This window comes from Nisaea sp. (genome assembly GCF_965216895.1).
Lineage (GTDB): Bacteria > Pseudomonadota > Alphaproteobacteria > Thalassobaculales > Thalassobaculaceae > Nisaea.
Genome location: NZ_OZ244205.1, coordinates 3,869,719 through 3,889,764, shown reverse-complemented (window position 1 = coordinate 3,889,764; position 20,046 = coordinate 3,869,719). Strand labels below are relative to the sequence as shown.

The 20,046-nt window shown below is 64.7% G+C and carries 17 protein-coding genes; 8 read left to right on the top strand and 9 right to left on the bottom strand.

The window, feature by feature from the left end:
* Window positions 1–39 precede the first annotated feature (39 nt).
* Both ACOOE1_RS18520 and ACOOE1_RS18515 read left to right on the top strand, forming a co-directional pair.
* Window positions 40–720 (top strand): hypothetical protein, encoded by a 681-nt coding sequence (locus ACOOE1_RS18520; RefSeq protein WP_420403687.1) that lies wholly within the window; start codon window positions 40–42, stop codon window positions 718–720.
* 90 nt (window positions 721–810) lie between these two features.
* The gene (locus ACOOE1_RS18515; RefSeq protein WP_420403686.1) at window positions 811–1,575 is read left to right on the top strand and encodes an SDR family oxidoreductase; all 765 of its coding nucleotides are present in this window, start codon (window positions 811–813) and stop codon (window positions 1,573–1,575) included.
* Between the two features lie 6 nt (window positions 1,576–1,581).
* Here the strand turns inward: ACOOE1_RS18515 and ACOOE1_RS18510 are convergent, their stop codons facing one another.
* The 5 genes from ACOOE1_RS18510 to ACOOE1_RS18490 all read right to left on the bottom strand — a co-directional run bounded on the left by ACOOE1_RS18510 (window position 1,582) and on the right by ACOOE1_RS18490 (window position 5,737).
* Complete coding sequence (locus tag ACOOE1_RS18510) at window positions 1,582–1,998, bottom strand: (deoxy)nucleoside triphosphate pyrophosphohydrolase (protein ID WP_420403685.1); 417 nt, start codon at window positions 1,996–1,998, stop codon at window positions 1,582–1,584.
* Window positions 1,995–2,549, bottom strand: a complete 555-nt coding sequence (locus tag ACOOE1_RS18505; protein ID WP_420403684.1) for a GNAT family N-acetyltransferase — start codon at window positions 2,547–2,549, stop codon at window positions 1,995–1,997. The genes ACOOE1_RS18510 and ACOOE1_RS18505 overlap by 4 nt, the downstream gene beginning before the upstream one ends.
* Before the next feature lie 10 nt (window positions 2,550–2,559).
* Complete coding sequence (gene argJ, locus ACOOE1_RS18500) at window positions 2,560–3,792, bottom strand: bifunctional glutamate N-acetyltransferase/amino-acid acetyltransferase ArgJ (protein WP_420403683.1); 1,233 nt, start codon at window positions 3,790–3,792, stop codon at window positions 2,560–2,562.
* Between the two features lie 28 nt (window positions 3,793–3,820).
* Window positions 3,821–4,732 carry a peptidylprolyl isomerase gene (locus ACOOE1_RS18495; protein WP_420403682.1) on the bottom strand — a complete coding sequence of 304 codons (912 nt, stop codon included), beginning with the start codon at window positions 4,730–4,732 and terminating at the stop codon, window positions 3,821–3,823.
* Window positions 4,733–4,864: 132 nt separating this feature from the next.
* Window positions 4,865–5,737 (bottom strand): hypothetical protein, encoded by an 873-nt coding sequence (locus tag ACOOE1_RS18490; protein WP_420403681.1) that lies wholly within the window; start codon window positions 5,735–5,737, stop codon window positions 4,865–4,867.
* Window positions 5,738–5,980: 243 nt separating this feature from the next.
* Here ACOOE1_RS18490 and secA point away from each other — a divergent pair, with 243 nt between their 5' ends.
* Window positions 5,981–8,701 (top strand): preprotein translocase subunit SecA, encoded by a 2,721-nt coding sequence (gene secA, locus ACOOE1_RS18485; RefSeq protein WP_420403680.1) that lies wholly within the window; start codon window positions 5,981–5,983, stop codon window positions 8,699–8,701.
* 35 nt (window positions 8,702–8,736) lie between these two features.
* Here secA and ACOOE1_RS18480 read toward each other — a convergent pair whose 3' ends face one another.
* From ACOOE1_RS18480 to ACOOE1_RS18470, 3 genes are all read right to left on the bottom strand, one after another.
* The gene (locus ACOOE1_RS18480; RefSeq protein ID WP_420403679.1) at window positions 8,737–9,207 is read right to left on the bottom strand and encodes a hypothetical protein; all 471 of its coding nucleotides are present in this window, start codon (window positions 9,205–9,207) and stop codon (window positions 8,737–8,739) included.
* 276 nt (window positions 9,208–9,483) lie between these two features.
* Complete coding sequence (locus ACOOE1_RS18475; protein WP_420403678.1) at window positions 9,484–10,044, bottom strand: class I SAM-dependent methyltransferase; 561 nt, start codon at window positions 10,042–10,044, stop codon at window positions 9,484–9,486.
* Complete coding sequence (locus ACOOE1_RS18470; protein ID WP_420403677.1) at window positions 10,041–12,179, bottom strand: aminotransferase; 2,139 nt, start codon at window positions 12,177–12,179, stop codon at window positions 10,041–10,043. Before ACOOE1_RS18470 ends, ACOOE1_RS18475 begins: the two co-directional genes overlap by 4 nt.
* A 101-nt stretch (window positions 12,180–12,280) precedes the next feature.
* Between ACOOE1_RS18470 and ACOOE1_RS18465 the strand changes: the two genes are divergently transcribed.
* A complete protein-coding gene (locus ACOOE1_RS18465) occupies window positions 12,281–12,727 on the top strand; it encodes a DUF1178 family protein (RefSeq protein WP_420403676.1) in 447 nt (148 codons plus the stop codon).
* On the opposite strand, the gene ubiG is transcribed toward ACOOE1_RS18465, so the two are convergent.
* A complete protein-coding gene (gene ubiG / locus ACOOE1_RS18460) occupies window positions 12,724–13,488 on the bottom strand; it encodes a bifunctional 2-polyprenyl-6-hydroxyphenol methylase/3-demethylubiquinol 3-O-methyltransferase UbiG (RefSeq protein WP_420403675.1) in 765 nt (254 codons plus the stop codon). The genes ACOOE1_RS18465 and ubiG overlap by 4 nt on opposite strands.
* 138 nt (window positions 13,489–13,626) lie before the next feature.
* Here ubiG and ACOOE1_RS18455 point away from each other — a divergent pair, with 138 nt between their 5' ends.
* From ACOOE1_RS18455 to ispG, 4 genes are all read left to right on the top strand, one after another.
* Window positions 13,627–14,856, top strand: coding sequence for an aspartate kinase (locus tag ACOOE1_RS18455; protein ID WP_420403674.1), 1,230 nt, complete (start codon window positions 13,627–13,629; stop codon window positions 14,854–14,856).
* Window positions 14,857–14,859: 3 nt separating this feature from the next.
* Window positions 14,860–17,130, top strand: a complete 2,271-nt coding sequence (gene ptsP, locus ACOOE1_RS18450) for a phosphoenolpyruvate--protein phosphotransferase (protein WP_420403673.1) — start codon at window positions 14,860–14,862, stop codon at window positions 17,128–17,130.
* Window positions 17,131–17,304: 174 nt separating this feature from the next.
* Entirely contained in the window at window positions 17,305–18,768 is a 1,464-nt protein-coding gene (locus ACOOE1_RS18445; protein WP_420403672.1) for a RodZ domain-containing protein, read from the top strand.
* Between the two features lie 115 nt (window positions 18,769–18,883).
* Entirely contained in the window at window positions 18,884–20,026 is a 1,143-nt protein-coding gene (gene ispG / locus ACOOE1_RS18440; protein WP_420403671.1) for a flavodoxin-dependent (E)-4-hydroxy-3-methylbut-2-enyl-diphosphate synthase, read from the top strand.
* The last annotated feature ends 20 nt before the right edge of the window (window positions 20,027–20,046 follow it).

The window sequence follows — 20,046 nt, the reverse complement described above, 5'->3', positions numbered from 1 at the left end:
CAGAAATCAATTCCGCGTGTCAGAAAGGGTGACGTTCCAATGAAACGGTGCGCGTTTCCGAAGGCCGTGGCGCCGTTCGCGCTGCTCGTCGCACTGGCGACGGCGGCGCTTCAGCCGCTGCCCGTATCCGGTCAGGCCCGGACGGACGACAACGAGAACCAACCGCCCGAAGGGCTCAACGACGCGGACTGCGCCAAGATTCCCGGCGGCAATGCGCCGGTGAACATCCTGGCCCGCATCGAAGGCGGGATGGCGGTCGAGAATCTCGAATTCACCTACTTCGACAAGAAGTTGTTCCAGTTGACGAAGCGGGATTTCGACTACCTGAAACGGCTGATCCCCTATTGCCGAGAGCAGCCGACGGAGCAGACCAACTATATCATCGATCGGCTGGCAGTCCTGATCCTTGAAGCTCAGGCGACCAGGACCAAGTCGATCGAGTGGATAGAACAGACCTCGGAGCAGCTCGACAAGCTGCCGGCGAACAAGGAATCGATCGAGGAAATTCACAATATATGGACCGAACTGCAGAACCGGCGACTGGAGATGACGGACGCGGACGCCCGCTATCTCGCGAAAAAGATCGACGAGACCCGTAACCGGCTCTACCGGGAGGCTGATCTCTCGACCTCCGGGCGGATCAGGCAGGACCCGACGCTGCAGGTCAGTCCCTTCCTGCCGGAAGTCCCGAGCGACCAGCGCGAACCCGATCCGAGCTGAAACGGCTCTCGTGTCGATTTTCCGCGTGCCAATATGGCGGCGGCACGACACACTCCCCGGCACGAACGGAATTCAGAGGGGAGGACTACAATGTCGGGAAACGGCAAGACCGCAATCGTGACCGGCGCTGGATCGGGCGTCGGCCGGGCCGTCGCTTTGGCACTGCAGGGTGCGGGTTACAACGTGGCGCTCGCGGGCCGGCGGCTGGACGCGCTTGAAGAGACGGCTGCCATGGCAAAGACCGGCGGCGGCGCCATGCTCGCGGTGCCGACCGACGTCGGCAAGGCGGCCGAGGCGGACGCGCTTTTCGACACGGTGAAAGAGACCTTCGGGCGGCTGGACGTGCTGTTCAACAATGCCGGTATGGGCACGCCCGCGGTCCCGATGGACGAACTGACGACCGAACAGTGGCAGGCCGTCGTCGACGTCAACCTGACCGGCTCGTTCCTCTGCGCCCAGCGCGCCATGAAGATGATGAAGCAGCAGACGCCGCAGGGCGGGCGGATCATCAATAACGGCTCGATCTCGGCCCACGCGCCGCGCCCGCATTCGGCCCCCTATACCTCGACCAAGCACGCGATCACCGGTCTCACCAAGTCGATCTCGCTCGACGGGCGGCCCTTCGACATCGTCTGCAGCCAGATCGATATCGGCAATGCCGTCACCCCGATGACCGAGCGCATGGTGGAAGGCGAAGGCGTGCCGCAGGCCGACGGGTCGATGAAGATCGAGCCGCGGATGGACGTCGCCCATGTCGCCAGCTCGGTGCTCCACATGGCAGGCCTGCCGCTCGAGGCGAACGTGCAGTTCATGACCGTGATGGCGACCAAGATGCCGTTCGTCGGCCGCGGCTGAGACGCCTCAGAGGAAATCGCGCAGCATCGCCACCAGCGGAACGTCGGCAGGCGGCATCGGGTAGTCGGCCAGACGCATCGGCCGGACCCATTTGACCGCCTGCCCCTCGCGCGGCCGCACGTCGCCCCACCAGCGCCGGCAGAGATAGAGCGGCATCATGAGGTGGAAATCGTCATAGGCGTGCGAGGCGAAGGTGAAGGGCGCCAGGCAACTCTCCTTCGTGTCGATCGAGAGCTCTTCCTGCAGTTCCCGGATCAGAGCAGCTTCCGGACTCTCGCCGGAATCAACCTTGCCGCCGGGAAACTCCCAGAGGCCGGCCATCGACTTGCCTTCAGGGCGCTGCGCCAGCAACACGCGTCCGTCCGCGTCGACCAGGGCCGCGGCGACCACGAAGACAACCGGCTTCGCCGAACCGTCGCTCATGCCTGCACCTGGCCGGAACGGGCCAGCCAATCCGCGCGCCGCATGTCGAGCTTCACCATCTTCACCCTGTCTCCGAAATTGGGCCTCGGCACCTCGATCGTGCCCGCGTGCCTCAGCCCGCATTTCTCCATCACCCGGATCGAGGCCGGGTTCTCCGGCATCGCGGCGCCCCAGATGTTCTCCAGCCCCAACGTGCAGAAACCGAAATCCAGTATCGCGGCGAGAGCCTCGCTGGCATAGCCGCGCCCCCAGGCCGGTTTGGCGAACCAGTATCCGAAATGCGCCGTCTTCTCGGGATCGAAACGCAGATCGATCGTGCCGACAATGGTCTCCGACGCCCTTTCGATCACCAGAAAGTAATGCCCTTTGCCCTCGGCGCGGCCGGAGCGGGCGCGCTCTATGTAGACGTCCGCATCCGCGCGCTTGTAGGGCCAGGGAACCGAGGTCAGATACTTGATGATGTCGAAATCGTTCATCTGCGCATAAAGCGCATCGCCGTCCGAGAGGGCTGGCGCCCTGAAGGCCAGCCGGTCCGTTGTCACCGATTCCATGAAGCAGGCCTCAGCTGCGGTAGTCCGCGTTGATGCTGATATAGCCGTGCGTGAGATCGCAGGTCCAGACCGTGGATTTGCCGGCCCCGATCCCGACATCAACGTCGATCCCGACCTCACGGCCCTTCAGATGCGCCGCGACCGGCGCCTCGTCGTAATCCGGGTCGCGCATGCCGCCGACCGCGATATCGATCCCGCCGAAGCCGATGCGGATCTTCGAGACGTCGATCGGCTGCTCGGACTTCCCGACCGCCATCACGACACGGCCCCAGTTCGCGTCCTCGCCCGCAACCGCCGTCTTGACCAGCGGCGAGTTGGCGATCGCGAGGGCGATCTTGCGCGCCGAGAGGTCGCTCTCGGCGCCGGTGACCCGCACCTCGATCAGCTTCTGCGCCCCTTCGCCGTCACGCACCACGAGCAGCGCAAGTTCCTTCAGCACCTCTTCCAGCGCAGTCTTGAAACCGTCGAGCGCCGGATCGTCCGCCGCGGACGGGGCGGCATTGCCGGCCTTGCCGGTTGCGAACAGCAGCAGCGTGTCGCTGGTCGAGGTGTCGCTGTCGACGGTGATCGAGTTGAAGGTCCGGTCGACGACCGGTGTCAGCACGGCCTGCAGAATGTCCGCCGGGATCGCCGCGTCGGTGAAGACGAAACTCAACATGGTCGCCATGTTCGGCTGCACCATCCCCGAGCCCTTGGCGATGCCGGCGATCTTCACCGTCTTGCCGCCGATCTCGGCTGTCGCGCCCGCGCCCTTGGCAAAGGTATCGGTCGTGCGGATCGCCGTGGCCGCCGCATCCCAGGCACCCGCCCGAAGCGTTTCCTTCGCCTCCGGCAGCTTGGCGATGATCTTGTCGTGCGCCAGGATTTCGCCGATCACGCCCGTCGAGGCGACGAAGACCTCGTCCGGTGCGCAGGACAGGATCGCCGCCGCCGCGGACGCGGTCTCCCGGACCGCGGCGTGCCCCGCCGCGCCGGTGAAGACATTCGCGTTCCCGGCATTGACCACGAGCCCGCGCCCGGCGCCCTTCGACAGGATCTCGCGGCACCAGGTAACGGGAGCTCCCGGCGTCGTCGACCGGGTCAGCGTTCCGGCAACCGTGGTGCCTTCCGCCAGTTCCGCCACCAGGACATCGGGGCGGTTCCTGTATTTGACCCCGGCCATGACCGCCGCGGTCCGGACGCCGTCGATTGCGGGGAGCTCCGGAAAACCCTCCGGCGCGAGCGGTGAAACCTGATCGGACATGGCGCGAAGATCCCTTGCGACGCGACTGTTACTGGAGTTTGGAGCCGTCCGGCCCGAAGCGCTCGATCTCGACGCCTTCGCGGAGCGCCTGAACCGTCTCAGTAAGGATCTCGCGTGTCATTTCCTGCGCGATCTGGGGCTGCATCTGCTCGAAGCTCGGCGGCTCGATTGCACGGCGGTCTTCGACCATGATCACGTGCCAGCCGAACTGGGTCTTGACCGGATCCTCCGTCGTCTCGCCCGGTTTCAGCGCGAACGCGGCCTCCGAAAAGGGCGCGACCATGGAGTCCTTGGCGAAATATCCGAGATCGCCGCCATTGCTGCCGGACGGGCCGGTGGATTTCTCTTTCGCCAGTTCGGCAAAGTCGGCGCCCTTCTTCAGTTCCGCGATCACCTCGCGGGCTTCGCTTTCCGTGGTCAGAAGGATGTGACGCGCTTTCACTTCCTCGCCCTGCTCCGTTGAATCGGCGAGCGACTCCTCATAGCGCTTGCGAAGTGCCGCCTCGTCCATCTGTCCGGACACTTTCTCGGTCAGGAAGACTTCCGAAATGATCTCGGCTTCCGCCTGCGCGACGCGTGCCTTCACGTCGTCGCGATCCTGCAGGCCGGCCTCCCGCGCCGCGTTGGCGATGAGACGCGCGTCGATCGCGCGGTCGAGCATCGGCGGGTAGATCTGCTCCATCGGCGCCTGCTGATATTGCTGTGGCAACTGCTGGATCTGCGCCAGGATCTCGGCGAGATAGACCGACTCACCGTTGATCGTGGCGACGACCGTCGTCGCCGGGTCGATCGCCGCCTGCTCCGCCGGAACAGTCTTGGCCGCGGCACTGGATTGTTGCGCTGCGGCCGGTTGGACGAGGATGGCCAGAACCGCAATGGCGGCCGGAATAAACGCCGCCTTCGCGACGCTCGCTGCATGCGGGAAGCAAGTCGGTTTCATGTCTGCGCCTTTCGCCGGGCACCGCCCGCGCTCTCGGTGAAATTCGGGCGCGGCGCGCACCCGCCGCACGGTCAGCAGCAGGCCTATCAGATCGCCTGTGGAGCAGCAAGGCGCCTTTCGCGGCCGGACGGATCAGGTCTTTTGGAAAGGAAGGATCAGGTCGAACCCCAGCCACTCCGCCGGAGAGCGATGATCGCTGAAATCGCTGTTGTCCGCCCGGATCACGACGGTCGCGCCTTGCGTATCGTCGCTGCCGCCGAACAGGGGCAGATCCCGGCGCACGGTCTCGATGATACGGCTGGCAATGAGGGCGCCGTGATCTCCGGTATCGACGAAAACACCGGGTTTCGGCTCATGCACCGCGGCCTCGCCGCGAACGTCGAACACCACGCCGGTAGCGCCGAAATCGATGCGATCGAGAAATTCCGCCTCGCCGATGGAAATCTCCGCCGCCCCGCGCAGCTCGTCGTATCGTGCGGAGATGTTCTTGAAGGCAAGCCCGAGCGGCAGCCGGTCGGGCGCCCCTCCCAAGCGGACATATCGCTCCCGCGCCGGGCGGACCGCGCTGAGCGCGGCGATGTGGAACCGGCGCTCGACGTCATGCGCGGCATTGTCCGGCACCTGCATGAGGCCGTGCACCACCAGCCCGACATTGGTGACGGCCCGCCGGATCAGGCTGCTCAGGTCTTCCGCCAGCAAGACGGCGGTGGAACGGGAAATCAGGACGTCGTCGCTGCTTTGCGGCGTGGCGGTCTGCGTCCCGCCGCCATAGGCCCGGGCGGCATAGGAAGCCTGCGTGTCCGGCGTGGCGCCCGACAGGCGGACCTCGACGCTCTCGTCTTCCGGATGCTTCTTGTCCCGCCGGGAGCCTTCATCGCCCGGGCGCCGCTCCTCGCGGCGGGGCGTGACGCGCTGGTTCAGCGCCTCTCCCACGACCGGGCGGTTTGTCCGCACTGTCGTCGGCGCGACCACCCCGGACGTATATCCGGTGATCCGGTCAACCATCCGTCCACCCTTTCTAGGTAACGTACGTTCATTGTCATCTACGCGACACACAAAATTTTAATCGAAATTAATGATAGTTTCAATCCTTCATGAGATTGCAGAACGAGTTTCACCCGAGCGTTTCAAGGGCCAGGTTCCACATGCCCCGGAGTGGCTCGCCTGCGTTGACAGGAATTGCGCGACCCCCTATCTGTCAGCCACCCGGTCCGAGACCGGACACCTGTTTCCATATCAGAGGTCGGCATGTTCGGCGCACTCGCCAAGGCCATCTTCGGCTCGGAAAACGAGCGGACACTCAAACGCCTGCAGAAGACCGTTGACGAGATCAACGCCCTCGAGCCGGACGTCGCGGCGCTCGACGACGCGGCGCTCGCGGCCAGGACCGACATGTTCCGGGAGCGGCTGAAGGCCGGAGAGACCCTCGACGACATCCTGCCGGAAGCCTTCGCGACTGTCCGTGAAGCCGCCAAGCGCACGCTCGGACAGCGGCATTTCGACGTCCAGCTGCTCGGCGGCATGGTGCTGCACCAGGGCCGCATCTCCGAGATGAAGACCGGCGAGGGCAAGACCCTCGTCGCCACCCTCGCGGTCTATCTGAACGCGATCGAAGGCAAGGGCGTCCACGTCGTCACCGTGAACGACTACCTCGCCAAGCGCGACGCCGCCTGGATGGGACAGGTCTACGAGTTCCTCGGCCTCACGACCGGCTGCATCGTGCACGGGCTGACGGATGCCGAACGCAAGGCGGCCTACGCCGCCGACGTCACTTACGGCACCAACAACGAATTCGGCTTCGACTATCTGCGCGACAACATGAAGTTCCGCCTGGAAGACATGGTCCAGCGCGACTTCAATTTCGCGATCGTGGACGAGGTCGACTCCATTCTGATCGACGAGGCGCGCACGCCGCTGATCATCTCGGGTCCGGCCGAGGACAGCTCCGCGATCTACACCGCCATGAATGCCGTGATCCCCGGTCTCGTCCCCGAAGACTACGAGAAAGACGAGAAGCAGCGCACCGTCGCCTTCACCGAGGCGGGCCAGGAACATATCGAGACCCTGCTGCGCGAGGCGGGCATGCTGCAGGAAGGCGGGCTCTACGACATCGGCAACGTCTCGCTCGTGCATCACGCCAACCAGGCCCTGCGCGCGCATCATCTCTTCTCCAGGGACACGGACTACATCGTCAAGGACGACAAGGTCGTCATCATCGACGAGTTCACCGGGCGTGCGATGGAAGGCCGGCGCTATTCCGAGGGCCTGCACCAGGCGCTCGAAGCCAAGGAAGGCGTGACGATCCAGAACGAGAACCAGACCCTGGCCTCGATCACCTTCCAGAACTATTTCCGCCTCTATCCGAAGCTCGCCGGCATGACCGGCACGGCGATGACCGAGGCGACCGAGTTCGCCGAGATCTACAAGCTCGAGGTCGTCGAGATCCCGACCAATGTGGACATCGCCCGCAAGGACCACGACGACGAGGTCTACCGGACCGCGGAAGAGAAGTGGGAGGCGATCATCGACACGATCGGGGAGTGCCGCGCGAAAGGCCAGCCGGTGCTGGTCGGCACCGTCTCGATCGAGAAGTCGGAACTGCTCGCCGAGCTGATGCAGAAGCGCAAGATCCCGCACCAGGTGCTGAACGCGCGCTTCCACGAGCAGGAAGCCACCATCATCGCCCAGGCCGGCCAGCCGGGCGCGGTGACCATCGCCACCAACATGGCGGGCCGCGGCACCGACATCCAGCTCGGCGGCAATGCCGACATGCGGATCCTGCTGGAGCTCGGCGAGGATCCGGATCCGGCCAAGGCCGAGACCATCCGCGGCGAAGTCGAGACCGCAAGGAAACAGGCGCTGGATGCCGGCGGTCTGTACGTCATCGGCACCGAACGGCACGAGAGCCGCCGGATCGACAACCAGCTGCGCGGCCGCTCCGGTCGCCAGGGCGACCCGGGCGCGTCCAAGTTCTTCCTCTCGCTGGAAGACGATCTGATGCGCATCTTCGGCTCCGAGCGCATGGACGGCATGCTGCAGAAGCTCGGCCTGGAGAAGGGCGAGGCGATCGTCCACAGCTGGATCAACAAGGCGCTGGAGAAGGCGCAGCAGAAGGTCGAGGCTCGGAACTTCGAGATCCGCAAACAGCTGCTCAAGTATGACGATGTCATGAACGACCAGCGCAAGGTGATCTTCGAGCAGCGCAAGGACATCATGCGCGCGCCGGAAGTCGCCGCGACGATCGCCGACATGCGCCACGAGGTGATCGAGGATGTCGTGTCGCGCTGCATCCCGGAAGGCGCCTATTCCGAACAGTGGGACATCCCGGCGCTGCACGAGGAGTGCCTCAGGCTTCTCGCCCTCGACCTTCCGGTGAAGGACTGGGCCGAAGAGGAAGGCATCGCGGACCAGGAGATCCTCGAGCGCATCACCAAGGCCTCCGACAATGCGATGGCGCAGAAGGCGGCCAATTACGGTCCCGAGGTCATGCGGATGGCCGAGAAGAGCCTGCTGCTGCAGATCCTGGACCAACAGTGGAAGGAGCACCTGCTCTCGCTCGATCACCTGCGCCAGGGCATCAACCTGCGGGCCTACGCGCAGAAGGATCCGCTGAACGAATACAAGCGCGAGGCCTTCAACCTGTTCGACGGCATGCTGACCGGTCTAAGGCAGTCCGTGACCGGCGTGCTCTCGCATCTCGAAATCCGCGTGCAGGCATCACCGGAAGAGATCGAAGCGCGCATGGCCTCCGAACGGGCGGAGCGGGAGATGCACGAGGGCCGTGAAGACCCGGCACTCTCCGCGGGCGGCGCTTCGGACGGCGAAGACGGCGAGACCATGGTGCGCAGCCGGCAAAGCGCCGCAACGATCGATCCCAACGACCCCGCCACCTGGGGCAAGGTTCCGCGCAACGCGCCCTGCCCGTGCGGATCCGGGAAAAAATACAAGCAGTGCCACGGCAAGATCTGAAGTGAGCCCGATGCCAGGGGCCTCTCGCCCCGGCGTCAGCGCATCAGCGAGACGACCGTTCCGCCGGTTTCCAGCATCGCCACTTCGGCGAGGCCGGCCAGGACCAGGTCGACGTCGCCGCTGACCGCGCCGAACGGGAGGCAGATGATCCGAAACCCCGCCGCCGTCGAGACCACCGGTTCGCGACGCTCCGCGGACCGCCTGATGCAACGGGCCAAGGCCGGTGGCAGACCACCGTTGGGACCTGTCGTTGCGCCGATCGGGCTACCGCCGAGCAGATCGGCCGCAGCTTCACCTGCAAATTCAACCTGAAAGCGTTGATTGTCGTGATACGCGAGAACCACGTGAGGCATCTCATCGACCAGATCAGACAGGAAAAGATGTTCCGATAGCGGCAGCGGCGCGTCTGTACGCGAGAACTCCCAGTAGGCTCTCAACCCCCGCAATACCGTGTCCACTCGTTCACCCGATCCTGCACGCCGTTCTGGCCTGAAATCCAAGATCATGACCCCCTCCTTCGGCGTTGCCATGCGCCGTGGCTATGGACGGTCGAAGACGATTTTTCGCTACAACGGACCGTCGCTGGCCAACTCCCCTGCTCTTTTTCACACCGCGGACCGACCGCCGTGACGACGATTTCAGAGCCACGGATCCGGCGGCTTCCATTGAGACGCCGCACCAGATCGTATGTGACAAGAAACGCGACTGCAATCCGACTCCCGGTCACCGGAAGTTTTTCAATTATGGATGTCGTCCCGGCCGGTCGGCCGGATGCGTCCGCGCTAGAGAGTCGCTTTCTCGACCGCATCCCTGACGGCTGCGATCCTCTGGACGCAGGCGGGGCGCGGCGCGCTGACCGTCAGGTCCTCGAACGCCACGACCCTCAGTTCCGGGCGACACAGGATCAGCAGTTCTTCGCGATGCAGGAGATAATCCGGATTCGACGGCTTCCCGTAGGCCTCGTTCCCCACGGCGAATGTCTCGTAGATCAGGATACCGCCCGGCTCGACCGCACCGATGATGTCGCGCATGGCAGGACGGTGAAGGTAGTTGGTCACGACCACGCACCCGAAGGTCCGGGTCTTCAGCGGCCAGGGACGTCCGGTCTCGAGATCCGAGGCCACGAGTTCCACTTTCGCATCCGCCGCCATGTCGGCGACGCGCGAAATATCCTTATCGAGCATCACCACCGGGTTTCCGCGTGCCCGGAAAAAGCGGCCGTGCCGGCCGGCGCCACAGGCCACATCCAGCACCTCGGCATCCCGCGATACCCGTTCAGCGAAACGCATGACCCATTCGGACGGCCTGGCCGTCGGCTCCACGGTTGAACCGACAGAGGTCATTGCGCGGCCTCGGCGGACGTCACCACCGGAACGATCGCCCCTGAGAAACCGCACTCCGGCACCGCGAGACGGAGGAAGACCGGGCCGGCGGCCGCGACCGGCGTGACGGAGCCGGGGTCTTCGTCGGGAAAGGCCGAAGCCCGCATCCCGGTCTGCATCGCCCCCGGATCGACCGTGTTGACTCTGAGTCCGAATTTCCGGTTCTCGGCGGCATAGGCCCGCATCATCGCCTCCAGCCCCGCCTTGCTCGCCGCGTAGGCGCTCCAGTCGCCATGCGCGCCGCGCGCCGCGCCGGAGGTGACGAAGATGCAGCGCCCCGCATCGGAGAAGGCGAGGAAGGGGTGAAACAGCCGCAGAAGCCGGAACGGCGCCGTCAGATTGACCGCCGTCACCTCGTCCCAGACCGCGGATTCGAGAGTCGCGAGCGGTTCGAGTTCGCCGAGCAGCGCCGCATTCAGAACCAGAATGTCGAGCCGTCCGCCCTGCCGCTCGATCTCGGCCATCAGGGCCGCTTCCGCCGTGCCGTCCCGCCGTGCCAGATCCGCGGCCACCGGTACGGCACGACCGCCCTCGGCCTCGATCTCCGTCCGCCGGGATTCCAGCGCCGCGGCGTCCCTGGCGACGGTCAGGACGGTCGCCCCGGCCCGGGCGAAGGTTCTCGCGACCTCGGCACCGATCCCGCGCGAGGCACCGGTCACCAGCGCGACCCGCCCGGCAAGCGGCTTGTCGGCCTCCTGTACCGCCTCGGCCAGTTTCTGGTCCTCGGCGATAATGCCGAGTTCGTTCCGGATGTCCTCGAGCGCCGCCTCCAGCGTATCGACGATGTCGTCGACCTGCTTCCTGGTGACGATAAAGGGCGGCGCGAGCAGCAGCGTGTCCCGCACGGCGCGCACGATAATCCCGCGCGCCCGTAGATTCTCCCGGCAGACCGCCGCGACAACGCCCGGCGGGTCGAAGAATTGATGCCCCGCCTTGTCCTGGATGAGTTCCACGGCGCCGAGCAGCCCGCGCCCGCGCACCTCCCCGACCAGCGGGTGATCCGCGAGCCGGGCCAGCGCGGAGCAGAAATAGGGACCGATATCGTCGCGCACCCGCTCGACCAGCCCTTCGCGCTTCAGGATCGCCAGGTTTTCCAGCGCGACGGCCGCAGCGACGGGATGCCCCGAATAGGTGAAACCGTGCGCGAGGCCGCCCTCAGCATCCCGCAACACCTCGGCGACCGGATCGGAGACCATCAGCGCGGAAATCGGCTGGTATCCCGAGGAAAGCCCTTTTGCCAAAGTGATGAAATCCGGGCTGAGGCCGTACAGCTCGGCCGCCGACCAGGCGCCGAGCCTGCCGAAGGCACTGATCACCTCGTCCAGCGCAAACAGCACGTCATGGCGCTGGCAGATCCGCTGCACCTCGGCGAGATAGCCTTCCGGCGGAAAGATCAGCCCGCCCGCACCCTGGATCGGCTCGCAGATGAAAAGCGCGACATTCTCCGCGCCGAGTTCCCCGATCTTCCGCTCAAGCGCCTGCGCCGCCTGCGTAGCGAACGCCGTTTCCGGCAGGCCGTGACCGTGCAGAAACTGATAGGGAGCCTCGATATGGGCGAAATCGGGGAGGCCGGTTCCCCCCTGGGCATGCATGACGCCGATCCCGCCGGCACTGAGCGCGGCAAGAGTCGAGCCGTGGTATCCCTCCTCCCGGCCGATCACGATCCGCTTTCGCGGCTTGCCGGCCTGCTGCCAGTAATAGCGGGCGAGACGGATCGCGCTGTCGCAGACCTCCGAGCCCGAATTGGCGAAAAGCGCCGTGTTGAGATGTCCCGGCATCAGCGCCGCCAGGAATTCCGCGAGCTCTGCGGTCGGGCCGGTGGTCGTGTTGAAGAAGGTGTTGTAATAGGCCAGCCGTTCCATCTGCCGGGCGGCCACTTCGGCGAGTTCCTTGCGGCCGTAGCCGACATTGACGCACCAGAGACCTGCAAGCGCGTCGAGATAGCGGTGCCCCTGATCGTCCCAGAGATAGCAGCCTTCGCCTCGGTCGATCACGGTGGCGCCGCCCGAGGCTTCGAGTTCCCGGTTGTCGGTGAAGGGATGCAGGTGATGCGCGGCATCACGTTGCCCCAGCGTCCTGCCGTCCGTCTCGCTCATAATGTGTCTCCCGCGCAACGACACACTGGCCAATTAGCAATTATTACACTATTTCGACCACATGCTATTTCATACTGACAGGACATGACTGGATCTGTTGGATGATCAAATACCGACTGCGCTGCGACACCGACCACAGTTTCGATGCCTGGTTCCCGGACAGTGCCGCCTACGACAAGCAGGCGGAGGCGGGTCTTCTGGCCTGCCCGACCTGCGGCTCCACCTCCGTCGCCAAGGCGCTGATGGCCCCCAATGTCACGAGTTCGAAGAAGAAGAGCGTGGCCGCGGAACCGGAGATGACGGCAGCCAGCCAGATGACTCCGGAAATGGCGGCCATGCGTGAAAAGCTCATCGCGCTGCGCAAGGAAGTCGAAAGCAAGTTCGACTATGTCGGCAAGGAATTCGCCGAAGAGGCGCGCAAGATCCACTACGGCGAGACGGACTCACACGGCATCTACGGGGAGACCACTCCGTCCGAGGCGCAGGCCCTGCGGGAAGAGGGCATCGAGTTCGCGCCGATCCCCTGGGTGCCGAAGGGCGACGCCTAACCGGCGATCGCCGGTTTCACAGCGAACATCGCATAATTGATCGAGAGATCGGACGACCTGGAAAAGCTGTCGGCCAACGGGTCGAACCGAATGCCGGTTTGCTCCACCACCGTCAGCCCCGCATCGATCAGCAGGCCGCGCAGTTCGTCCGGCGTCAGGAATTGCCGCCAGTCATGGGTCCCCGGCGGCACCCAGCGCAGGAGATATTCGGCTGCGAACTTTCCGAAGAGCAACGACTTTCCGGTCCGGTTCAGAGTGGTGACGAAGACCGCGCCGCCCGGCCTGACGAGCCTGGCGAGCGAGGCGGCGAACAGCGCCGGATCCGCGACATGCTCGATCACTTCCGACGCGACAACCGCATCGAAGGCCTCCGGCATTTCTCCAGCCAGCGATTCCGCGAGCGAGACACGGTAATCGATGTCAAGTCCGCCCTCGGCCGCATGCAGCGCCGCGGTGCGGATGGTTTTCTCTTCCGCGTCAATCCCGGTCATCGCCGCGCCCAGCCTCGTGAGCGGCTCGGACAGCAATCCGCCGCCGCAGCCGATATCCAGCATGTCCAGGCCGGCGAACGGAGTCGCGGCGCTGTCCTCCCGCGCGAAGTGATCGCCCATCCATTCGCGAATAAGTTCGAGGCGGACCGGCGTGAACTTGTGCAAAGGCGCGAACGGCCCGCGCATGTCCCACCATTCCTCCGCCACCGCGGAGAACCTTCGGACATCTTCAGGGTCTATCGTGCTCCTGGCCATATTCTTTTCAATCATGGATGCTCCGATACCTTGCCGGAACCCGCGCTTGCCCGGGATGCGGCGTATCGGTATGTATAGCCTCGCCCGGGGCCGTTAGGAATGTTCGCGTTCCGGTATTGGGCATTGGGGTACACTCCTGAAAAGCGGAACGAAATGGCGCGTATCGTGCAAAAGTTCGGCGGCACGTCGGTCGCCGACATTGAGCGCATCAGAAATGTGGCGCTCCGGGTGAAAAAGGAAGTCGACGCGGGCAACGAGGTTGCGGTCGTCGTCTCGGCCATGGCCGGCGTCACAAACCAGCTCGTCGGCTATGCCCGCGAGATGAGTGTGCTGCATGACGCGCGGGAATACGACACCATCGTCGCGACCGGCGAGCAGGTGACGAGCGGTCTGCTCGCCATGGCGCTGCAGAATCTCGGCATCAACGCCCGCTCCTGGCTCGGCTGGCAATTGCCGTTCAAGACGGACGGCGTGCACAGCAAGGCACGCATCGAGGGTATCGAGACCGCCGAGATCGTGAAGCGCTTCGGACAGGATCAGGTCGCGGTGCTGGCCGGTTTCCAGGGTATCGGCCCGGACAACAGGATCACCACGCTGGGCCGTGGCGGTTCCGACACGACGGCGGTCGCCGTCGCGGCGGCGTTGAACGCGGACCGCTGCGACATCTATACCGACGTGGACGGAGTCTACACGACAAACCCGCGGATCGTGCCCTCCGCGCGCAAGATCGAGAAGATCACCTACGAGGAAATGCTGGAACTGGCCTCGCAGGGGGCCAAGGTACTGGAGACGCGCTCCGTCGCGCTCGCCATGCGGAACAATGTCAGGCTGCAGGTGCTTTCGAGCTTCGTCGACGCTCCGGGCACCCTGGTCTGTGATGAGGATGAGATCGTGGAACATCAAGTCGTCAGCGGCATCGCCTATAGCCCGGAAGAGGCCAAAGTCACCGTGCGTCACGTGCCGGACCGCCCGGGCGTCGCCGCTTCCATCTTCGGCAGCCTTGCCGATGCGGCGGTCAACGTGGACATGATCGTCCAGAACGTGACCGAAGACGGCAATACCACCGACATGACCTTCACGATCGGAAAAGCCGATCTGGAGCGCGCCAGCCAGGTGCTGGAGAAACTGCGCGACGAACTCGGTTTCCGGGAAATCAACGCCGACCCGAACGTCGCCAAGGTCTCCGTCGTCGGCGTCGGGATGCGCTCGCAGCCGGGCATCGCCAAGACCATGTTCCGGACGCTTTCCGACAAGGGAATCAACATCCAGGTGATCTCGACTTCGGAAATCAAGGTCAGCGTCCTGATCGCCGCCGAATATACCGAGCTTGCAGTCCGCGCCCTTCATACCGCCTACGGCCTCGACGGCCCGCCGGCAAGCTGACCCATGACGGCGGCGGTCGAGCATAGCGGCTTCGGCCGCAACTCCCGCTCCATGTTGCGCCGCCTGCGCGACGTGATGGCGGAGGCACGCGCGCCGCAGGACCGCCTCGACAGCATCACCTCCATCATCGCCGCCGACATGGCGGCGGAGGTGTGCTCGATCTATGTCCGCCGCGCCGACAATCTGCTCGAACTCTGCGCGACCGAGGGCCTCAACAAGGACGCCGTCCATCGCACCCTGATGCATTTCGGCGAAGGTCTCGTCGGCGATATCGCCGCGCGGGCGCAGTCGATCGCCCTCTCGGACGCACAGTCGCACCCGAAATTCGCCTACCGGCCGGAAACCGGCGAGGAGATATACCAGTCGCTTGCCGGCGTGCCCGTGATGCGCGCGGACCGGGTCCTGGGCGTGCTCGTGGTCCAGAACCGGTCCCGGCGGCAATATTCCGACGAAGAGATCGAGACCCTCGAAACCTTCGCCATGGTGCTGGCCGAACTGCTCGCCAACGGCGTGTTCGGCGAACAGGACGCCAGGCATGACGCGCCACTTCGCCTTGCCGGCCAGACGGTGGCTCCCGGGATCGGGATCGGCGTCGCCTATTTCCACCAGCAGAGCGCGGCCATCCGCCGCGTCGTCGCCGATAACCCGGCGGTCGAGAAAGAGCGGCTCGAAACCGCCATGCGCGAAGTCCGCGATCGCATCGACACGCTGCTCGCGGCGCCCGACCTCGCCGAGGTCGGCGAACACCGGGACGTACTTGAGACCTTCCGCATGATCGCGCATGACCGGGGCTGGCTCACGCGGATGAACGACGCCATCGATAACGGGCTGACCGCAGAAGCGGCGGTGCAACGGGCCCGCGCGGACATGCGGGCACGGCTCGGATCGGTGCAGAATCCCTATCTCCGCGAGCGCCTCGCGGACTTCGAGGACCTCGCGAACCGACTGCTCGCAAAGCTCGCGGGAGAGGAAGAAAACGGAGACGCGGCGGCGATCGCCGAGGATCAGCCCTATGTCGTCGTTGCCCGCTCCATGGGCCCGGCCGAACTTCTGGAATACGACCGTCACAACCTGACCGGCCTCGTGCTCGAGGAAGGCTCCGCGACCGCCCATGTGGCGATCGTGGCCCGCGCGCTCGACATCCCGGTTCTCGGAAGCATCCCCGGCCTGCTCAGCGAGGCCAATCCCGGGGACCGCCTGATTGTCGACGCCGACAACAACCAGGTCCTGCTGCGGCCGACGGAGGACGTGCAGGAGTATTTTCATGCCGGCCTGAGAGCCCGTGCCGAGACCAAGGCCCGCTATCAGGCCCTGCGCGACCTCCCGGCGCGCACCCTGGACGGCGTCGATGTCTCGCTCCTGCTCAATGTCGGGCTGATGTTCGACCTGCAGCAACTCGAGGTCACCGGCGCAGCCGGGATCGGACTCTACCGGACCGAGATCCCGTTCATGGTTCGCCGTGACATTCCGGATGTCGAGCAGCAGACGGACGTCTACCGGCGGGTGCTGGACGTGGCGAGCGGACGCCAGGTCACGTTCCGCACTCTGGATGCCGGAGGGGACAAGCATATCCAGGCCTTCGACCACGATCCGGGAGACAACCCCGCGCTCGGCTGGCGCTCGCTCCGGATCTCGGTCGACCATCCCAGCCTGCTCAGGAATCAGCTGCGCGCCATTTTCCGGGCCGCGGCCGGCGCCCCTGTCGACCTCATGTTCCCGATGGTTTCGACCGTCGCCGAATTCGACGCCGCGCGGGCGATCCTCGATCGCGAGCTTGAGCGGGCGACCCGTCACGGCGAGCCCCTGCCGCAAGACCTGCGCCTCGGCAGCATGCTCGAAGTACCGTCCCTTGCATGGCAACTTCCCGAGATCTTGAAACGGGTCGATTTCCTTTCAGTCGGCAGCAACGACCTGCAGCAGTTCTTCTTCGCGGCAGACCGTGGCGACCAGCGGGTGACACATCGATACGATGCTGTTTCCGTACCGTTTCTGCGGCTGCTGAAACAGATCGCCGACGCCTGCGATGAAATGGATAAGCCTTTGACTCTTTGCGGGGAGATGGCGGGATCGAGAATCGGCGCGCTTGCCCTGATGGGGATAGGCTACCGCCGGCTTTCCATGGCTTCGGCCTCTATTGGCCCCGTAAAAGAGACAGTAAGAGCAGTCAATTACACTGAACTGCAAACATTTGTGTCTAATTTATTGAAATCACGGGAAGGCCGTCTTGTGGAGCATCTCAAGGCGTTTGCGCGAGATCATCAGATACCCGCCTAAGTCTTAAGTTCGAAAAATTCGAATAGAACGTTGATTCATTAGACAATTTAATCTACCTTGGCTCTCAGAGCCTGGTTACTCCGTGGTGCCTCTGCGAGTTTTACTCAGTAGTCGCTCCAGAAATAGCGCGGTCAGGCGGATGAAATATTCGCGGGCAATTAGGTCGTGGATGAGATGAGCACAAAGGCGAAGTTGAGACTCCGGCATATCGAAGATGCCGACAAGTCAAAAGCCGTGAGCGTCACGCCCGAGCCGGTGGCGCCGAAACTCGTCGCGTCGAAACCTCTTGTCTCAGACGACAGTAGAATCAAAGCATTGAACTCCGACTTTGAACCGATGGCCGAAGGTGAGCCCGGTTCCGCGGTCGGAATGCTGCTGCGACGCGGCCGCATGGAGCGAGACCTCACCCTGCGGGACGTCTCTCAGCAGTTGCGTATTCAGCTCAGCTACCTTGAAGCGCTGGAAACCGGCGATTTCGACAATCTGCCCGGCCTGACCTATGCGATCGGCTACGTGCGGAGCTACAGCCAGCTCGTCGGCCTCGATGCCGAAAAACTGATCACAGAATTCAAGGCCGAGGCGAAGAAGCTCCAGGAACCGACCCAGCTAACCTTCCCGTCGCCCGCTCCGGAAGGGAAAGTCCCCGGCGGAGCCCTGATGTTCGTCGGTGTCCTGCTTGCGGCTCTCAGCTATGGCGGCTGGTATTATTTCTCGACCTCGGAAACCACGGTTTCCGACCTGACGCCGACCATCCCGGACCGTCTCGCCTTCCTGCTCGAGGAACCGGCGATCAACGCTCCGGAGCCCATGACCGAAACGACGCCGGACACGACGCGCACGACACGTTTGCCGGACACCACGCCGCCGGCGGGAGTTAAAACGGCCGAAATGCCGGCGGAACAGCCGCAGGTCGCCGCCGTGCCCGAGCCCGCGGCGCCGTCCGCGACCGAAGCGACAGAAGCGGAAACCCGGGCGGTAACCGCCGCGGCAAACGAACCGGTCCGGGTCGAGACGCCTGAGACTCCCACACCCGCGATTGACAATGGCGCGGCAGCAACCGACGGCACGACGCAAGCGGCGTCGGCAGCACCCGCGGCACCGGTAGGCGTGAAGACGGAGAACCAACCGTCGGTCCCGGTCGCCGATCCGGTGACGGATACGGCGGCGGCCGTTGAAACGGCAGCACCGGCCGAGCCCGAGGTCAACGCGCCGACCGAGTTGGCCAGCGCCCCGGCGGCGGCCTCCGCCGCGCCCGCGAGCGACATTCCGGCCGTTCCCGAAGTCTCGCGCAGCACGTCACAATCCGCCGTCGATGCGGAAGCCGCTGCCATCGTTTCCAAACCGGAGCCGGTGCCCGCCGCATCGAATGAAGGTCCGCGTATCGTCATCAGCGCGACGGATGACAGCTGGGTGCAGGTACGCGGCGAGGACGCGGCCCCTCTTCTGACCCGGATCCTGCGAAAGGGCGAGGCCTACGAGGTCCCGGTGCGCAATGGACTGAAGCTGTTCACAGGCAATGCCGGCGCCCTGAAGATTTCGATCAACGGCGCCGAAGCCCCGAGCCTCGGCCCGTTCGGAAAGATCGCCCGCAACATCCCGCTCGACGAATCTCTGCTGAGCTATACGGCATCGGACTGATCCTCGATCCTGCTGCAATCGTCATGAAGGCGCCGTTTACCCGCGGCGCCTCCTTGCTTTATAAGACCCCAAACGCCATCTCGCAGAGAGCCTCAGAAAGCGAGCGGAAGATCCCATGAGCGTGCGGCCCTACCGCGACATCCACCGGCGCAAATCCCGCCGGATCCGCGTCGGCAACGTGCCGGTCGGCGGCGATGCCCCGATCACCGTGCAGACCATGACGAACACCCTGACCGCCGATGCCAGGGCGACGATCGCGCAGATCCAGGCCTGCGCCGATGCCGGCGCCGACATCGTGCGGGTCTCCTGCCCGGACGAGGACTCGACCGCCGCGATGCCGGAAATCGTCAGGGCGAGTCCGGTGCCGATCGTGGCCGACATCCATTTCCACTACAAACGCGCCATCGAAGCGGCGGAAGCCGGCGCCGCCTGCCTGCGAATCAATCCCGGTAATATCGGCAGCGCCGACCGGGTCCGCGAGGTGGTGAAGGCGGCCAAGGATCACGGCTGTTCGATCCGCGTCGGCGTGAATGCCGGCAGCCTCGAGAAGCATCTTCTGGAGAAATACGGCGAGCCCTGTCCCGAGGCCATGGTGGAGAGCGCGCTCGATCATCTGAAGATCCTCGAGGACAACGATTTCTTTGAGACCAAGATCAGCGTCAAGGCGTCCGATGTCTTCCTCGCCGTCGCCGCCTATCAGGGGCTGGCCGATGCCTGCGACTACCCCCTGCACCTTGGCATCACCGAGGCCGGCGGATTCCGCATCGGCTCGGTCAAGAGCTCCATCGGCATGGGCATGCTGCTCTGGAGCGGGATCGGCGACACGATCCGCGTTTCCCTCTCGTCCGACCCGGTGGACGAGGTGAAGGTGGGCTTCGATATCCTGAAGTCGCTCAACCTGCGGCACCGCGGCGTGAATGTGATCTCCTGCCCGTCCTGCGCGCGCCAGCAGTTCGACGTCATCAAGACGGTCGAAGTCCTGGAGCAGCGGCTCTCGCACATCACCACGCCGATGACCCTCTCGGTGATCGGCTGCGTGGTGAACGGCCCGGGCGAGGCGCGGGAAACGGATATCGGCTTCACCGGCGGCGGCAAGGGCACGCATCAGGTCTATATCGCCGGCCTGCCCCACCACCGGCTGAAGGACGAGAGCATCGTCGACCACCTGGTCTCGCTGGTTGAGGAAAAGGCGGCGGAAATCGAGAAAGAACTGGCCGCCGAAAAGGACCCCATCGCGGTTTCGCCGGCCGCGTCCTGACCCGGGTATCCGGTTTCAGC

Excerpts from the sequence above, each read along its gene's own strand:
- ubiG (WP_420403675.1), bottom strand. The coding sequence starts at position 13,488 with ATGATTGAAAAGAATATGGCCAGGAGCACGATAGACCCTGAAGATGTC.
- ACOOE1_RS18465 (WP_420403676.1), top strand. The coding sequence starts at position 12,281 with ATGATCAAATACCGACTGCGCTGCGACACCGACCACAGTTTCGATGCC.
- ACOOE1_RS18510 (WP_420403685.1), bottom strand. The coding sequence starts at position 1,998 with ATGAGCGACGGTTCGGCGAAGCCGGTTGTCTTCGTGGTCGCCGCGGCC.
- ACOOE1_RS18490 (WP_420403681.1), bottom strand. The coding sequence starts at position 5,737 with ATGGTTGACCGGATCACCGGATATACGTCCGGGGTGGTCGCGCCGACG.
- ACOOE1_RS18445 (WP_420403672.1), top strand. The coding sequence starts at position 17,305 with ATGAGCACAAAGGCGAAGTTGAGACTCCGGCATATCGAAGATGCCGAC.
- ACOOE1_RS18520 (WP_420403687.1), top strand. The coding sequence starts at position 40 with ATGAAACGGTGCGCGTTTCCGAAGGCCGTGGCGCCGTTCGCGCTGCTC.
- ACOOE1_RS18515 (WP_420403686.1), top strand. The coding sequence starts at position 811 with ATGTCGGGAAACGGCAAGACCGCAATCGTGACCGGCGCTGGATCGGGC.
- argJ (WP_420403683.1), bottom strand. The coding sequence starts at position 3,792 with ATGTCCGATCAGGTTTCACCGCTCGCGCCGGAGGGTTTTCCGGAGCTC.
- ACOOE1_RS18470 (WP_420403677.1), bottom strand. The coding sequence starts at position 12,179 with ATGAGCGAGACGGACGGCAGGACGCTGGGGCAACGTGATGCCGCGCAT.
- ACOOE1_RS18455 (WP_420403674.1), top strand. The coding sequence starts at position 13,627 with ATGGCGCGTATCGTGCAAAAGTTCGGCGGCACGTCGGTCGCCGACATT.
- ispG (WP_420403671.1), top strand. The coding sequence starts at position 18,884 with ATGAGCGTGCGGCCCTACCGCGACATCCACCGGCGCAAATCCCGCCGG.
- ACOOE1_RS18495 (WP_420403682.1), bottom strand. The coding sequence starts at position 4,732 with ATGAAACCGACTTGCTTCCCGCATGCAGCGAGCGTCGCGAAGGCGGCG.
- ACOOE1_RS18475 (WP_420403678.1), bottom strand. The coding sequence starts at position 10,044 with ATGACCTCTGTCGGTTCAACCGTGGAGCCGACGGCCAGGCCGTCCGAA.
- secA (WP_420403680.1), top strand. The coding sequence starts at position 5,981 with ATGTTCGGCGCACTCGCCAAGGCCATCTTCGGCTCGGAAAACGAGCGG.
- ACOOE1_RS18480 (WP_420403679.1), bottom strand. The coding sequence starts at position 9,207 with ATGATCTTGGATTTCAGGCCAGAACGGCGTGCAGGATCGGGTGAACGA.
- ptsP (WP_420403673.1), top strand. The coding sequence starts at position 14,860 with ATGACGGCGGCGGTCGAGCATAGCGGCTTCGGCCGCAACTCCCGCTCC.
- ACOOE1_RS18505 (WP_420403684.1), bottom strand. The coding sequence starts at position 2,549 with ATGGAATCGGTGACAACGGACCGGCTGGCCTTCAGGGCGCCAGCCCTC.